General features: G+C 46.5%; 18 protein-coding genes. 6 read left to right on the top strand and 12 right to left on the bottom strand.

Annotation, left to right across the window (positions count from 1 at the left end; all coding sequences use genetic code 11):
• Positions 1-219: 219 nt before the first annotated feature.
• The 4 genes from FTU50_RS13960 to FTU50_RS13945 form a co-directional block, all read right to left on the bottom strand.
• The gene (locus tag FTU50_RS13960) at positions 220-1596 is read right to left on the bottom strand and encodes a dihydrolipoyl dehydrogenase (RefSeq protein WP_180055181.1); all 1377 of its coding nucleotides are present in this window, start codon (positions 1594-1596) and stop codon (positions 220-222) included.
• A gap of 82 nt (positions 1597-1678) precedes the next feature.
• Positions 1679-2869 carry a hypothetical protein gene (locus tag FTU50_RS13955; RefSeq protein ID WP_180047378.1) on the bottom strand — a complete coding sequence of 397 codons (1191 nt, stop codon included), beginning with the start codon at positions 2867-2869 and terminating at the stop codon, positions 1679-1681.
• Positions 2870-3067: 198 nt separating this feature from the next.
• Positions 3068-3490 carry a beta-lactamase hydrolase domain-containing protein gene (locus tag FTU50_RS13950; RefSeq protein WP_180047376.1) on the bottom strand — a complete coding sequence of 141 codons (423 nt, stop codon included), beginning with the start codon at positions 3488-3490 and terminating at the stop codon, positions 3068-3070.
• Positions 3483-3818: a TIGR01244 family sulfur transferase gene (locus FTU50_RS13945; RefSeq protein ID WP_005182227.1), complete on the bottom strand. Its 336-nt coding sequence runs from the start codon at positions 3816-3818 to the stop codon at positions 3483-3485. The genes FTU50_RS13950 and FTU50_RS13945 overlap by 8 nt, the downstream gene beginning before the upstream one ends.
• A gap of 124 nt (positions 3819-3942) precedes the next feature.
• On the opposite strand from FTU50_RS13945, the gene FTU50_RS13940 reads away from it, so the two are divergent.
• The 3 genes from FTU50_RS13940 (at position 3943) to FTU50_RS13930 (ending at position 5711) form a co-directional block, all read left to right on the top strand.
• Positions 3943-4839 carry an alpha/beta hydrolase gene (locus FTU50_RS13940; RefSeq protein ID WP_075168316.1) on the top strand — a complete coding sequence of 299 codons (897 nt, stop codon included), beginning with the start codon at positions 3943-3945 and terminating at the stop codon, positions 4837-4839.
• The gene (gene trxC / locus FTU50_RS13935; RefSeq protein WP_016659552.1) at positions 4840-5271 is read left to right on the top strand and encodes a thioredoxin TrxC; all 432 of its coding nucleotides are present in this window, start codon (positions 4840-4842) and stop codon (positions 5269-5271) included.
• A gap of 71 nt (positions 5272-5342) precedes the next feature.
• Positions 5343-5711 (top strand): acyl-CoA thioesterase, encoded by a 369-nt coding sequence (locus FTU50_RS13930; protein ID WP_171525181.1) that lies wholly within the window; start codon positions 5343-5345, stop codon positions 5709-5711.
• 65 nt (positions 5712-5776) lie between these two features.
• Here FTU50_RS13930 and FTU50_RS13925 read toward each other — a convergent pair whose 3' ends face one another.
• Positions 5777-6283 (bottom strand): DUF4442 domain-containing protein, encoded by a 507-nt coding sequence (locus FTU50_RS13925; protein WP_016659551.1) that lies wholly within the window; start codon positions 6281-6283, stop codon positions 5777-5779.
• A 28-nt stretch (positions 6284-6311) separates the two neighbouring features.
• On the bottom strand, positions 6312-6800 hold the full coding sequence (locus FTU50_RS13920; RefSeq protein ID WP_005182257.1) for a YajQ family cyclic di-GMP-binding protein: 489 nt from the start codon (positions 6798-6800) through the stop codon (positions 6312-6314).
• A gap of 91 nt (positions 6801-6891) precedes the next feature.
• Here FTU50_RS13920 and FTU50_RS13915 point away from each other — a divergent pair, with 91 nt between their 5' ends.
• Positions 6892-7206 (top strand): rhodanese-like domain-containing protein, encoded by a 315-nt coding sequence (locus FTU50_RS13915; protein ID WP_005182260.1) that lies wholly within the window; start codon positions 6892-6894, stop codon positions 7204-7206.
• 186 nt (positions 7207-7392) lie between these two features.
• Here FTU50_RS13915 and mnmC read toward each other — a convergent pair whose 3' ends face one another.
• From mnmC to FTU50_RS13895, 4 genes are all read right to left on the bottom strand, one after another.
• Positions 7393-9219 carry an FAD-dependent 5-carboxymethylaminomethyl-2-thiouridine(34) oxidoreductase MnmC gene (mnmC, locus tag FTU50_RS13910; protein WP_373685476.1) on the bottom strand — a complete coding sequence of 609 codons (1827 nt, stop codon included), beginning with the start codon at positions 9217-9219 and terminating at the stop codon, positions 7393-7395.
• Between the two features lie 81 nt (positions 9220-9300).
• Complete coding sequence (locus tag FTU50_RS13905; RefSeq protein ID WP_104504233.1) at positions 9301-9783, bottom strand: hypothetical protein; 483 nt, start codon at positions 9781-9783, stop codon at positions 9301-9303.
• 5 nt (positions 9784-9788) lie between these two features.
• On the bottom strand, positions 9789-10091 hold the full coding sequence (locus FTU50_RS13900) for a YciI family protein (protein ID WP_005182271.1): 303 nt from the start codon (positions 10089-10091) through the stop codon (positions 9789-9791).
• A 31-nt stretch (positions 10092-10122) separates the two neighbouring features.
• On the bottom strand, positions 10123-10734 hold the full coding sequence (locus FTU50_RS13895; protein WP_005182273.1) for a septation protein IspZ: 612 nt from the start codon (positions 10732-10734) through the stop codon (positions 10123-10125).
• A 44-nt stretch (positions 10735-10778) separates the two neighbouring features.
• Between FTU50_RS13895 and FTU50_RS13890 the strand changes: the two genes are divergently transcribed.
• On the top strand, positions 10779-11654 hold the full coding sequence (locus FTU50_RS13890) for a PHP domain-containing protein (RefSeq protein WP_016659548.1): 876 nt from the start codon (positions 10779-10781) through the stop codon (positions 11652-11654).
• 49 nt (positions 11655-11703) lie between these two features.
• Here FTU50_RS13890 and FTU50_RS13885 read toward each other — a convergent pair whose 3' ends face one another.
• Together FTU50_RS13885 and radC are read right to left on the bottom strand one after the other, a co-directional pair.
• Positions 11704-12615, bottom strand: a complete 912-nt coding sequence (locus FTU50_RS13885; RefSeq protein ID WP_005182277.1) for a bestrophin family protein — start codon at positions 12613-12615, stop codon at positions 11704-11706.
• Between the two features lie 70 nt (positions 12616-12685).
• Positions 12686-13381, bottom strand: coding sequence for a DNA repair protein RadC (gene radC, locus FTU50_RS13880; RefSeq protein ID WP_180055185.1), 696 nt, complete (start codon positions 13379-13381; stop codon positions 12686-12688).
• 113 nt (positions 13382-13494) lie between these two features.
• Between radC and coaBC the strand changes: the two genes are divergently transcribed.
• Positions 13495-14769, top strand: coding sequence for a bifunctional phosphopantothenoylcysteine decarboxylase/phosphopantothenate--cysteine ligase CoaBC (coaBC, locus tag FTU50_RS13875; RefSeq protein ID WP_005182280.1), 1275 nt, complete (start codon positions 13495-13497; stop codon positions 14767-14769).
• Positions 14770-14931: the final 162 nt, after the last annotated feature.

Here is a 14931-nt window from a genome sequence, read left to right as displayed (position 1 = left end):
TCCCGAACTCAGAAGTGAAACCTCTTAGCGCTGATGGTAGTGTGGGGTTACCCATGTGAGAGTAAGTCATCGCCAGCTCATTAATTCAAAATCCCCCGAGCTTAAACAGCAGGGGGATTTTTTTATGTGGGAAATTTGTGTGGGAAATAAAGATAAGTAGAATCAAAAATGACAGTGAAATGAGAAAAATAGAGCAAAGAGAGAAGATAAGCTTCCCTCTTAATCTCTTAGCTGTCGGCGAGCATGTTTTAAAGCCGTTCTTAAACCTTCTTCAAGCGTCGGGTGATAGAAAGGCTTAGCAAGAAGTTCATCTAACGTTACCCCTTCATCAATTAGCCAGGCAAAAGTATGGGCAAAATGTTCGGCAGATTTTACAAAGAGTTCTGCACCTAATAATTGGCGTGTACGTTTATCAATATAAATTTCGACAACACCCTTATTTTTAGCCAGAACCATCGCCCGACCTTGACGCTCATAAGACACTTTTCCAATCACAAAGTCGATGTTCTTGTTTTTAAGCTGTTTATAGCTTTGGCCAGCAATTGCCATTTCCGGTTGACTAAACACAATACTCAGCGGTGTTAAGTCTTTTAAACTCTTCAGTTTTGGATAATTAAGGCAGTTATGCACTGCACCTCGGCCTTCATGGGCTGCTTCATGCTGAATGGGGGTAGAAGTATGCGCATCACCAACCACAAAAATTGGGTAATTTCCCAGTTGTTTGGTTTGTGGATCAATCGGTAGCTCTTTAAGATTATCGAACTGAGAGTCAATCTGTTGTAGATTCAGCGAATCTAAATGACTACGACGGCCGGTGGCCACCAGTACATAATCAACCATAAGGTGCTGCGTTTGACCTTGCTCGCTAAACTCAAGCTTGACCTGATTGCCTACCTTTTCCACGTTTTGCGGTAAGACTTCAAACTTAATCTTTAATTCATTACTGAGAATATCTTGGGCGAGTTGTTGTAGATCAGGACTGGTCAGTGCACCAACACGGCGACTTCGCGCAAATATTGTGGTATCACACCCTAACCGTTGCATGGCTTGAGCCAGCTCCAGTGCAATGACGCCACTGCCAATCACGGCTAAAGATTTAGGGATGGCGTCTAGTTCAAAGATTTGATCTGAGGTAATGAGTCGTTCGCCGAGCTGCTGCTTCCATTCAGCGTCATAGGTTGGGGTAGAGCCGACAGCCAGAATAAAGGCTTTGGCCTGATATTGCTGTTCATTCACCTGTACGGTTTGAGCATCAATAAACTCTGCCTTGCCCTGAATTTTGTGTTGTGCATCCCAGCTTTCAACTTCTTTTAAAGTGGCCTGGGTGAAATGGTCACGTAAAGCGCGGACATGCGGCATGACCTGTGTGGTATCGACCTGGGCTTTGATGTTGAGACCAACTTTATCTGCTTCTTGCAAATCGTGTAGGCGATGTGCAGCAGAAATCAGCACTTTACTGGGCATACAGCCCACTCGGGCACAGGTCGTATCCCAGGAACCGTCATTAATAATAAGAATATTTTGTGTGTGCTTGATGGCTTCTTGATAAGCAGTGATTCCTGCTGTGCCTGCACCAATAATAATAATGTCGTACATAGGAGCAATTTCAATAAAGAGAGATACTATCGAATATATAAAAAAACCCTCTATTTAGAGGGTTTAATTGCAATTTCTTACATTAAAATTTTATACCAGTTGGCTCGGTTAAAGTTGTGCTAATAGTTCCATTATTATTGGTAGATGTGCCCTTAAATGTAATATTATTGATCATGTGTTCAAAATTCAAAGTTCCACTAGTTTCATTTTTAAAGCTAAAAATATTTTTACCAGTTAAAGAGATGTTGCCAGTGAAAGATTGTATATTACGCTCAGGTATTTCATTCTCAACACGAGTGCCATCAATTGCTGTAATATTAACAAGCTTTAATTCTTTTTCACCATTATTTTTAATACGATAACTCGATGAGCTACTTAGATCACCTGGTGTAGAGTTGAAGATAAAGGATATAGGCTCGGCGAATGAAATATTTGCATTGTCATTTATAAGAACATTAAAACCAGAACCTTTTTCAAACATAAATAACTCACCATCTAAAGACGTCAAATCTTTATAAGTGCTAAAAGCTCCTGTAGTAACTTCTTTTTCAACGGGTAAGTCCGTTTCAGGGTCTATTTCTGTTGTTGTTACAGTAATTTTATAATCACTAGTCGACTCATTAATTAATACAAAGCGCTTTTGATGCTCTTGTTCGACCCATTTCTGTTTGAATGGATATGCAAAAGCCCCTGTGATTGTCACATCATGTAAGTTTTTATCTATATTCTCATTTTCAAAAATAAAAATACGTGTGGTGGCTTGGTATGCTTCTAGATTCGGAGTTATCCCATCATCTTCTAAGCGGATATTCTTTAGGTCATCGCGGGTAATTTCGAAGTCCCAATCATTATAAGCTGGTAATAAAGTTTTAATTTGATCGCCTGTGAATGAGTAACATGCACGATAATCGCTGGTACTTTTTTCAAAACATTTTTCACGATAGAATTCAGGAAAACTGGCAAGATTTACATCTCTAATAGCCAGAGTTAGTTGTAATGGCCCATGTGCAAAAGTATCTAGTGAGTGATCAATATAACCTTTGGTAGTATTTAAATCATTTGCATCATAATTACCAAATAAAAATTGTCCTTCACGTTTTAGAATCTCAAGTTGTTTTGTCGCAATTTCAACAGAGGTACTTGGTGGGGGAGTGGTATTATTAGATTCATTCGATGTAGCGCCACTATCATAATAGCCTTTACTTCCCCCTCCACCACATGCACTAATAAGTCCTGAGAGTGCTAAAATTAATGAGCCTTTAACTAAGTTCATAAAGTTCCCCTAATAAAAAATTATGTATAAGATTTATTTGTATTATGTAAAGATACCATAGAAAAAAAGACGCATATAGCGCCTTTCATGAGTTAACTTAATTAAATTGTCGTCCCCACACTCACCCCCACCGTTGGGCGGACATCCATAGAGCTACAACCTGCCAGTACACATGCACAAATCAGCATGATCCAGATTTTATTCATGCAATAACCCCTGATTTTTTGCCTGATTAAATAAGGCTGCCGAGCGTGAACCACTACGACAGACCATTAAAATCGGTTTCGGCAGTTCGTTATAGTACTTCGCAAACTCCTGCACATCGGCCTGAGAAATTACACCGCTGCTTACGGGTTGATAAATCACGCTAACCCGTGATTTCTCGGCAATGTCACGTAATTGGTTCACTTTCACCGTGTTGCCTGCTTCCTGATCAGGGCGGTTCACAATTACCGATTTAAACCCATCTTGCAGCAAGATCTTAAATTTCTCAGGTGTCATTTGCCCAGAAACACTAAGATTGGCATTTAACGCACGGCTAAAATCACTGGCAGCAACGCATAGGGAGGTCGTGGTCATTGAGAGCGCCAAAACCATCCCTATCCACAACGATTTAGTCATCTAACAGGTCCATTTGTTTGGCCAGTTGATATAAGTTATTTGAGCGGTTGCCGGTACGGCAGAACATCAGAACCGGTTTTGGTAATTCATTAAAGTGATTGGCAAAGGTACGGACATCCAACTCGGTAATTTGCCCAGCCACCACCGGTTGATAGACATAATCTAACCCTGCATTACGCGCTGCATCTTCAATTTGTGCGCTGGTCGGTTGTTCCGGGCCACCTTCCATGTCTGGACGGTTGTTAATAATTGATTTAAAGCCTTTTTCAACCACTTGGGTTACGTGTTCCGGGCCAATTTGACCTGCAAAGCCAACATGCTCACTCATAATGCCACTCCATCATCCATATCTGAATATTATGCTCTATAATACCACTAGCCAGATTTTCGCGCAGATTGTTCTGAAATATTTATAAACGATTACAACCATAAAACAACGCACTGGAGCAGCCATGCATGCCTATACTGTCGAGCCTCTCTATGTCAAAAGCGGTCAGGAGGTCATTGCTGCCGATTTTTACCTGCCAAAAACTCCTACTAAACCAGCGGTTATTTTAATGGCGCATGGTCTGGCCGGCCTGCGTCAGTTCAAGCTGGTGCAATATGCCAAACGCTTTGCCCGTGCCGGGTATGCGGTGGTGCTGTTTGATTATCGCTATTGGGGCGGTAGTACCGGGCGACCACGCGAGCTGGTGTCGTTGTCGCGGCAGCTGGATGACTGGCGTACCATGATTTCACATGTACAGGAACGGCAATCGGTAGATGGTCGACGGATTATCCTCTGGGGTACAGCATTAAGCGGCGGCTATGTCTTAACTCTGGCTTCGCAGTTAAACCATTTAAAAGCAGTGATGGTGCAGGTGCCATTTGTAGATGGCGCGGCCAGTGCCAAGCTGTATCCGATTCAGCAGCTGCCACGTGCCTTAAAAATTTCCAGTCAGGATTATATGGGCGCTAAAGTTGGCTTAATGCCAAAAACCTTGCCGGTAGTTGATCCGAAAGGGCTGTGTTTCTTACCGACGGCGGATAGTTATGAAGGTTATCTGTCGATTTTACATCCAGATTTTTACTGGAGTGGCGAGATTCCGGCACGGGCGCTGTTTCATCTGATCCGTTATCGGCCGATTCAGGATGTGCGCCAGATTAATATTCCGGTGCTGTTTATTGCCGCCAAACGCGACAGCCTGATCCCGATTGAATCGAGTCGTGAAACAGCCACCAATATTGCGCCTTATGTGCAATATCATGAATGGGATATGCAGCATTTTGATGTTTATCATGGCCAATATTTTGAAAAAGCCGTCAAGACTCAATTAGAATTTCTACATCAGCATATTGGAGTAAGCTAAATGATTGTTGTCTGTCCAGCCTGTAGTGCCAAAAACCGTGTTCCGGAGGATAAGCTAACTGCCCATCCAACATGCGGACAATGTCATCAGGCTTTAATTCCACTGGCGCCGATTGACCTGAATGAGCAGAATTTTAGCCAGTTTATCCAGCACAGTGATTTGCCAATCCTGATCGACCTGTGGGCAGAGTGGTGTGGACCCTGCAAGATGATGGCGCCGCATTTTGCCCAGGTTGCGGCGCAATATCCGCAAGTAATTTTTGCCAAAATTAATACTGAAGAAAATCCGCGTTTAAGCAGTGCTTTTAATGTGCGCAGTATTCCCACGCTGGTGTTGATGAATAAGACCACCGAAATTGCTAGAATAAGCGGCGCATTAAGATCGACCGAACTGAAACAGTGGTTAGATCAGCACTTAACTTCAAACCCTTAATCACGCCCGGAGCGAATGTGTCAGATTCTCAACTAAAACCGGAAGGGACGCTCTCTCTTCAAACCATTGCTATGCCTGCCGATACCAACTGGAGTGGAGATGTGTTCGGGGGCTGGATTGTTTCGCAGATGGACTTGGCCGGGGCAATTCATGCCGAGCGTTTTACCCAAGGTCGCTGTGCCACCATTGCCATTAACCAGATGACCTTTCTGGTGCCTGTGAAAGTGGGTGATGTGATCAGCTGCTATACCAAAATCCTGAAACTGGGCAATACCTCAATTCAGATGCAGATTGAAGTCTGGGACAGCCATGACAGTTCACGTGCAGCAAAACGCGTTACCGAAGGCGTCTTTACCTTTGTCGCGGTAGATGTCAAAGGCAACAAGCGTCAGATTTCCGAGGAAGTGAAGCAGAAGTATCTGGAATCGCAAGCTGTATAATTTGTGCACTCAAAGATCAAAAATCCCAGTTCTGAAACTGGGGTTTTTTTATGGTTTAAAGCGGGTTAACGGGCTTTTTTAAGCTGATCTTTACTGACCCAGGCCCAGAGCATTTCACATTGAATTGGTGCTTCACCCGATTCATCGGTCACTTCGACCGCAACCAGCGTTTCACCTTTTTCGGTGTGTTGCATCAAGTGCTGCTGTTCTGCTGTCAGCGTTGCGACTGCGGTCATGGCGCCTTGCGTCGGGCGTTTAAAATCAACTTTAAAGCTTTTAATTAACACAATCGAGTGATCGGGCACATTCATGCCGGTCACAAAGCCGGTGGCAGTTTCTGCAATTAGCGCCATAGCACAGGCATGTACCTGGCCAATATGGTTTTGCATGGCTTTATGATTGTCAATTTTCACCACCACTTTGGCCGAACTGACTTCGAGATATTTTAATTTGGCTGTCCCCACCATAGGCACGATCCGGCCAAAGGCTTTGCTCCACAAAGTGGTGCGAATCACCTGTGGAAATTTTGCTGTCGCTTTGACTAATTTTGCTAAACGATTCGCTTGTGCCATGATCGATTCCTATGCGGGAGCAAAGAGCTTAATCTTTGAAGTTGTTAAATTGCAGTGGCAGGCCAAATTGCTGTTCTTTTAAAAACGCCATCACTTGCTGTAAGGTGTCGCGTTTTTTATCCGTCACACGGATTTTGTCGCCCTGAATAGAAGATTGCACTTTAATGCCGCTTTCTTTAATGGCTTTATTAATTTTTTTCGCGGTATCAGAGTCAAGACCATCTTTGAGCTTCACCGTCTGAATCACGTTTTTACCTGAGGCCGTGGCTTTTTGCGGGTCTAGCGCCTGCACATCAATCTTACGTTTATAAAAATGATTCTCCAGCATGGTATATACTTGCTCACATTGGAAATCACTTTCGGTTTTGATTTTGATCTCTTTGGCTTTCTCATTCAGTTCGATAGAAACATCTTGACCACGGAAATCGAAACGTGTTGCGATTTCTTTTTGAGTATTCTGAACTGCATGATTTACTTCAAAAATTTCTAATTCTGAAACAATATCGAAAGATGGCATAGTTTAGACCTTTACAAATGGAAAGAATATCTGAGATGCTAGGGATGTTTTCTTCATTTGCCAAGTGTTGTTTACATCAAAGGAGTGCACAATGATCCGTAAGCAAGAAATTACAACATTTGAGTTCCCAGAAAATGCAATCATCTGGGATGTCCGTGATGCAAGTGCTTATGCTGAAGCGCATATTCAAGGCGCAGTCAATCAGCCAATTGCCAACTTGTCAGCAGATAGCTTGACTCAGGTGTCAGCGGATCAACCGATTTACATCTTATGTGGCGGTGGCAGCAAAGCGCCGCGCGCGGCTGAATTGTTAGAAGAGCTGGACAGCTCACGTGAATATGTGGTGCTGATGGGCGGTACCCGTGCTGCACGTGATGCCGGTTTGCCTTTGGTTCAAGGGCAATAAGCAAAAAGCGCCGTCAGGCGCTTTTTTATGAACACTGTTGATCATTGACTAAAAAGATCAGAACATTCCCTCATATGATCAAGCATTTTAAATGAAGAAAATAAATGCTCTCCTCGACTTCCACACTAAGCCTGATCTTTCAAACTAAACCGGGCCATCATTCTCGATCTATACAACGTTTTTAGCTTAGGCCTTAAAATACGGTTTCTTGGCTTTGGCTTTCTTTTGAAAACGGCGGATGTTAAGTTTCTCCAGTACCTGCATCGGCACCGGGCAGGCCTCATTTAAAATCTGTGCGGCCAGAATTTCACTGCATAGCGGTGCAAACAGAAAACCTTTGGAACCGAGTCCAGTCAGGCTATAGACTTGCTGTCCGGTTTCAAGTGCTCCAAGCAGCGGGAAATAATCCTGACTTTGCGCACGGATTGACGCACGGCCTTGCCAGCTGTGTGGATCAGGCAGGGTGTCCGCATAGTCGGGGAAGACGCTACGGATCAGCGCCAGATTATGTTCATGATCTTCTCGTAAGACTTCGGCATCATCCCGACCCGGATAAAAAGACGCGCCTAAAATCAACTGCTCTGCATCGAGCTGCATACAGTAACCGCCATAACTATAGGAGCTATCTAAACGCAGCGGTTGCTGGGTATTCTTCAGCCAGCTGACCTGACCCCGAATCGGTTTTAACAGCGGATAATGTTCAAAAAACTGGCCAGATTCACGGGCTGTGCAGACAAAGACATGATCAAACTGGCCCAGAGATTGGTTGTCACTGAACAGTTCCGGTCGATCTGTCGGGTGAATCTGAGTGATTTTGGCCTGCTGATATTGAATCCGCTCATGCGCCAGAATCTCCGCACACAGTTGATGTGGTGACACCGCGCCAGCCTGTAGCAGACGCAGGGCAGGAAATTCTGATCGCAGCTGTGCGTCTAAATCTTTTTCCAGAATACCTGGCGGATATTCATCGGCCAGTGCCAGCAGCTGTTCCGGATTTTTTAGCCCAAGCTGATTGACCTGAATCGGGCGGAAGGCCTGAAACTTTGCATAATGATTTAAGGCATGTTGCCAGGCCAGGGTCATTAAATGTGTATGGCTCTGTTCAATAGCACAGAGCTTCGGATTGAGCAGGGCCAGTGGATTGCCCGAGCCACCCGCCAGTGGCGCGCTTTGATCATACAGAGAAACTTGATGCCCACGCTGAGCAAAAGCCCAAGCCAGACTTAAACCGGCAATACCGGCACCAATAATGGCAATATGCCGTTGCTGTACAGAGGTCGAAGGAACTGAGGTTGCTGGTTCAGTTTCCCGTTCTGGGCTAAGCGGTTCTTCTGGCGCTAACCAGATGCCTTTTAGCATTTCGCGTTTATGGCCAAACCCGCGCGGCCGGGAAATATGAATCCCGTGCTGTCTTAAACCTCGCTTTAACACCCCGGCTACACTAAAGGAAGCGAAGGTAGTGCCGACATCTGACAGGCGAATAATATGATTGAGCACCTGTTCTTCCCACATATCCGGATTGCAGGAGGGCGCAAAGCCATCTAAAAACCAGGCATTGACCTGTGTGGTTTTGGCCATCATCGGAAAGACATCGTGCGCATCACCGAGCCAAAGGTCGATAGAAAAACGCTGCTCCGGAAACGACAGGCGATGACAGCCGGCCAGTGGTAATGGGTACTGGGCAATCAGTTGATCGGCCAGAGGTTTTAATTCTGGCCAGGCATTTAAGGCGCGAATTAAATCGGCTTTGGAAAGCGGAAATTTCTCCACCGAAATGGCATGTAAATGGCTGTGATTCTCAGGACGCACCTGTTGCCACAATTGCCATAAGGCCAGAATATTCAGGCCGGTGCCGAAGCCAGTTTCTCCGACACAGAAATATTCATAATCTTGCAGGGCTGCCAGACGCCCGGACAGGTCATTACCGTTTAAAAATACATGCCGGGTTTCCAGCAGGCCATTGTCCTTGGAAAAGTAGACATCCCCAAACTGTTTTGATACCGGGACATCCATGCCCTCAATATGTTGCCAATCGAGATCGGCGGTTTGAATGCGATTAGACAACACCCAGATTACCTTTAATGAAGCAGAACATTACCACTGACGGCGACGTTTGGTATACACATAGCTGGCCACCAAAAAGCCCAGTAACACGCCGACAGCCAGCGTGGCAGCGCCGTAAAGAAACATCTGCGCGCTACGTTCACTTTGTAAGACCTGAACCTGTACACCCAGATTGTCATTTTTCAGCTGCAGTTCCTGGTTTTGCGCCAGTGCTTCCAGATTGGCTTTTTCCAGCTGTTGCAGGCGGCTTTCCTGATCTTTGACCAGCGCCTTGATTTTAGCTTCCTGTGCCGCTTTATTTTTGGCCAGCTGCTCAGCGGTCAGCGGCTGGTTGGCTGTTGCCGGCGCTGTGGTGGTGGCCACAGCCGGTATAATCGCCGGTTTGGCTGGCGTTGCGACCGCTGGCGTGACTTGAGCCGTGGTATTTATAGCAGCGGGTACAGCCGGTTCAACGGCCCACAGTGCAGAACAGAAGAAGGATAGACCCAGTAGACTCGGGACAACAACGCGCATGCAGCTTATCCTTTAGGAAATGCTTTATTAAAAGGTTTGACTTCAATCTGGCCATAGACGCCTGCTTTCAGGAATGGCTCATCTTGCAGCCAGGCATCAAGGGCTTCACGAGAATCAAAATCGACAATAATGGTACTGCCATAAAAGCCCGCTTGTGGATTGGCCGGATCTTTCGGCATCGCACCGGCGACAATTAGACGGCCTTCATCATCCAGCTGTTGCAGACGTTCAAGATGTTGCGGACGAATGGCCAGACGTTTTTCGACGGTTCCTTCGTTATCGGTACAGGTCACCACAAATAAAGGCATAAGGTATTCTCGCTCAAGCGGACTGAAGGATTTATTCGGCAGTTTTAAAGTATTTACGCAATACAATAAACTGAATAATGATAAAGGAAAACATCACAATCATGTCACCAAAAGCAGTGAATTCTCCCCAGTATTTTCCACCCATAAAGATATAGGCAAAGAAGCCGTGCAGGAAGGACATTAATAGAAACATCCCGACCCAGGCATAGTTCAGTTTCATCCAGCCTTTGTCGCTTAAATTGAACACCGGACCAAACAGGCGCTGGATTAACGGCTTGCGATCTTTGCTGAACCACGGCGACAGCAGGAAGGCGCCAGCAAAGACCAGATTCAGCAAGACAGCTTTTAGGCGAATATAGAAGTCATCGCTCAGCATCAAGGTAATACCACCAAAAATCACGGTCATAAACAGCACAATCCACTGTTGTTTGTCCAAACGGAATTTTTGAGAGACAAATAATGCGCCATACACCACTAACATGGAAATGATCAGACCAGTGGTGGCCACAAGAATGTTATTGTTATCCACACCACCGGCAGAGCCGATCATTTGCAGCAAAGGATGGTGGGTATCTTTTGGATCTACAGTTTTATATAAATAAAAGAAAATAATGAGTGGCACAAAGTCTAAAAGTGCTTTCATGTTAGAGTATCTAAATCTGATCAAATAAATGTCATAGTATAGAGATGCACGGCGTAGATTTACATACACATAGCAATATTTCTGATGGAACTTTAAGTCCGCAGCAATTGATTGCTGCAGCAGCTGAACTGTCGATCCATACGCTGGCATTGACTGATCATGACAGCATGGATGGAATTGCACTGGCTCAGGAAGCGGCGAAAAATCACGGGATTAAGCTCATATCTGGCGTAGAAATTTCCAGCCAGTGGTCACGACCGGCGACCAAAAAAAGCTATGCTGTGCATATTGTGGCCTTGAATATGCAAAATCCAGCGCCGATGGCAGCACTACTGGCCCAGCAAAAAAATATTCGTGCTGCGCGCTCCAAACAGATTTGCGAGCTGCTAATTCCGCTGATTGGTGAAGATATTTATACCGATGTGATTGCCAAGGTAGATAATGTCCCGGATCGGGTGACCCGTACCCATATTGCCAAAACCCTGGTGGAAAAAGGCTATGTTAGTCGGCCGCAGCAGGCCTTTGATAAATACATTAAAGAAGGCAAAAAAGCCTATGTGAAATTTGAAGGCTTGGGCTTGGAGGAAACTATTCAGGTGATTCATGCCAGTGGCGGTTTTGCGGTGCTGGCGCATCCGACCCGTTATGATCTGTCGGCGACCAATATCCGTTACCTGATTGAAATTTTTGCCAAATTTGGTGGAGATGCCGTCGAGTTGCCGCCGGCGATTGATCCAAGTTCTACCCGGCAGATGGTGGACCGGATGATTGCCGAGCATGGCTTAAAAGTCTCGGTCGGTAGCGATTTTCATGGTGAAAATATGCCATGGATGAAGCTGGGCAATATTCCCAGCCTGAAACCGGGGCAGGTCGGAATTTGGGAAAGTTTTGTCAATCCATCACCGGCGCTGACTGCGTAAACGTATTTCAGCATCAAAAAAAACCTCAGCTGGGCTGAGGTTTTTTGCTTTAGAGCAGGTTATTGTCCTGTGCCTGAATTGGTGGTGGTGTCGGTTTCCCCAAAGTCGAGAGTAATTCGATTTCAATGGTGCGCACCATCGCATCTAAAGGCAAGTCATTACTTTGCGTACCAAATGGCTCTTCAATTTCCGAGCTTAGGGCGTCCAACCCCAAGAAGGTATAAGCCAGAATCCCGACCAGTAGTGGTGTCGCCAGCCCCAGCGTCGAGCCCAAGCTAAACGGCAGCATAAAGCAGAAAAAGTACACGGTACGGTTTAGCAATACCGAATAGGCAAACGGCAGCGGGGTGGTGGCAATCCGGTCACAACCGGTTTGCACCAGGCTGAGTTCCATCACATGCTGGTTCATCTGGCTGTAAATAATATCGGAAATTTCACCTTCTTTTAGGGCCTGCATCAGTTCCCATTGAATCAGGCTGAGGGTATATTGCGGCGCATTGGCCTGTTGATACAGCTGGGTTACGGCCTGCTGGCTCATACCGCTGGTTTCTACCAGTTCAGTCGGATTGGCAGTTTGATGGCGCAGACGGTCACGCAACACATTGGCAAACACAATCACATGCTGAATCACCCGTTCCCGGCGGCCTTGGGCCAGCATCCGGCAGTCGCGGTCAAAATGGCGCGCATTGGCAATTAACATGCCCCACAGTTTGCGGGCTTCCCACCAGCGGTCATAACAGGCCGAATTTTTAAAGCCAAGGAAAATCGACAGCACCACCCCAATTAAGGTAAAGCCGATCAGGGGGAAATCAGAGAAGTGAAAATACCCGACATAGGACAGGCCGCCGACAATCGCCGACAGCAACATGACCACGCCCAAAGGTGGTAACACCTTCGGTAAGATGGTACCTCGCCAGGAAAATAACAGCCTAAATACGCTCGGTTGGTCACGTACAATCATGTCTGGGAATCAGCTTAAGTTTTTCATGATCTTCTGTGCTGGCCGGGTTTTTGTCAATATGTTGCGCTGCTTAAAATGTCGACTTGATGAGTTGATGTTCAGCAAAGGAAAAACTGCCTTCGGGAGCAATAATACAATGATCAATCAGGCGGATATCAACCAGCTGGCAGGCCTGCTGGATGCGCTGGGTCAATTGTAAATCGGCCGGTGAGGGCTGTGCCTGTCCCTGAGGATGATTATGACTGATTACCAGCGCCGTAGTGTTTTTCTGGATGGCAAAGCGTAACAGCTGGTTGATCGAAATTTCACATGAATTGAGTGCGCCAAAAAACAGTTTCTTAAAACAGATTTTACGCAGCTGTGCATCCAGGCACAATACTGCAAATACTTCCTGAGTTTCACCGAGCAGTTCAAAGCGTAAATAGTCCAGTAGCAGCCGGGAGGAGCTGAGTTCCAGTTTGTCCTGCTGCAAATGCTGGGCGGCATAGCGCCGGCCCAATTCCTTGACCGCCATCAGCTGGCTGTATTTACTTGGACCCATGCCATGAAACTGGCTTAAATCGGGCAGGGCGGCATCGAGTACCGCATTCAGGCTGCCAAAGGCCTGTAATAAATGACGGGCCAGTTCAACGGCAGAGTACTGCTGGGAGCCGGAGCGCAGGAAAATAGCCAGCAGTTCGGCATCGGAAAGACTGTGCGCGCCGTACTGGATCAGGCGTTCACGCGGACGCTCCTGTTCCGGCCAATGTTTAATACTGAAGTTCATTGTTATTAGACTTATTGGTGATGAATTGTTATGAATTTCGCCCAGACATGTCTTGGGAATGACAATATTTAATGCTATTGTGAGCCCCACTGCAACAGAAAGGTAAGCTGTTCGTGAGTTTTGATTTAAGTGTCATTCCTAATAAAAATATTATTGTGGGTATTACTGGCGGTATTGCCGCCTACAAAAGTGCCATTCTGGTTCGCCGTTTAAAGGACGCTGGCTTTAACGTCCGGGTGGTGATGACCGAAGGGGCACAAGCCTTTATTACACCGCTGACCTTTCAGGCGTTGTCGGGCAATCCGGTGCATACCCAGTTGCTGGACCCGGAAGCCGAGGCCGGCATGGGGCATATTGAACTGGCACGCTGGGCCGATCTGGTGCTGATTGCACCGGCCAGCTGTGACACCCTGGCCAAATTTGCCGCCGGTCTGGCAGATGACTTGTTATCGACTTTATATCTGGCCACCAGTGCCCCGGTCTGGGTGGCACCGGCCATGAATCAGCAGATGTGGGCGGCCAAAGCTACGCAGCGCAATCTGGCGACGCTGGTAGACGATGGCGTGCATGTGATTATGCCGGAATCCGGCTCACAAGCCTGTGGTGATGTCGGTCTGGGCCGTATGCCTGAGCCGGAAGAGCTAGCGCGTCAGGTCACCGATTATTTCCATAAAGCGCAGCGTGCGATTGCTGAAAAATTTGGCTTACTGGCCAGCAAGCATGTGGTGATTACCGCCGGGCCAACCCGTGAAGCAATTGATCCGGTACGTTATATTTCCAATCATAGTACCGGGAAAATGGGCTTTGCCCTGGCAGCAGCCTGCTATGCAGCTGGCGCCAAAGTTACGCTGATTGCCGGGCCAGTCAGTCTGGATACACCAAACGGGGTCCGCCGTATTAATGTCTCTTCAGCCGTGCAGATGCTGGACACCAGTATGCAGTTGCTGGATGAAGGCTGTGATGTGTTTATTGCCACCGCGGCGGTTGCCGATTATCGCGTGGCTGAAGTTGCAGAACACAAAATCAAAAAATCCGGAGATGAACTGGATATCGCCTTAATCAAGAATCCGGATATTGTGGCGACTATCGCGCAGCAGGACAAACGTCCGTTTATGGTCGGCTTTGCCGCTGAAACGCGCAATGTGGAAGAATATGCGGCCGGCAAACTGGTGGCGAAAAAGCTGGATATGATTGCCTGCAATGATGTGTCCCGTGCAGATATCGGCTTTGCCTCTGATGAAAATGCCATGACGGTGTTCTTTGCTGAAGGCTATCATCTGCCAAAACGCGATCTGGAAAAAGCCTCCAAGCAGGAAATTGCCCAGCAGCTGGTCGAAGCCATTCATGATGCCTTGCACCATGATCCGGCGCAGGATGAAGCCTTCTGATCTTGTCAGAATAAATAAAAAAGCCCTGCAAGTGCAGTAATGCCAGTCAGTTAAGAGATTGACTGGCTTTTTCTTGGGTATTTTTGAGGTTTTCCTTTTACAACTCTTGGGTAACTCCTCATCCGTCTCTCAGGTAAAACATATCTATCAGATTTCTCCATT

The sequence above is a fragment of the Acinetobacter sp. YH12112 genome (genome assembly GCF_013418945.1).
Taxonomy (GTDB): Bacteria; Pseudomonadota; Gammaproteobacteria; order Pseudomonadales; family Moraxellaceae; genus Acinetobacter; species Acinetobacter indicus.
Note: the sequence above shows the minus strand (reverse complement) of the source record. Positions and strands in the feature narration are given on the sequence as shown.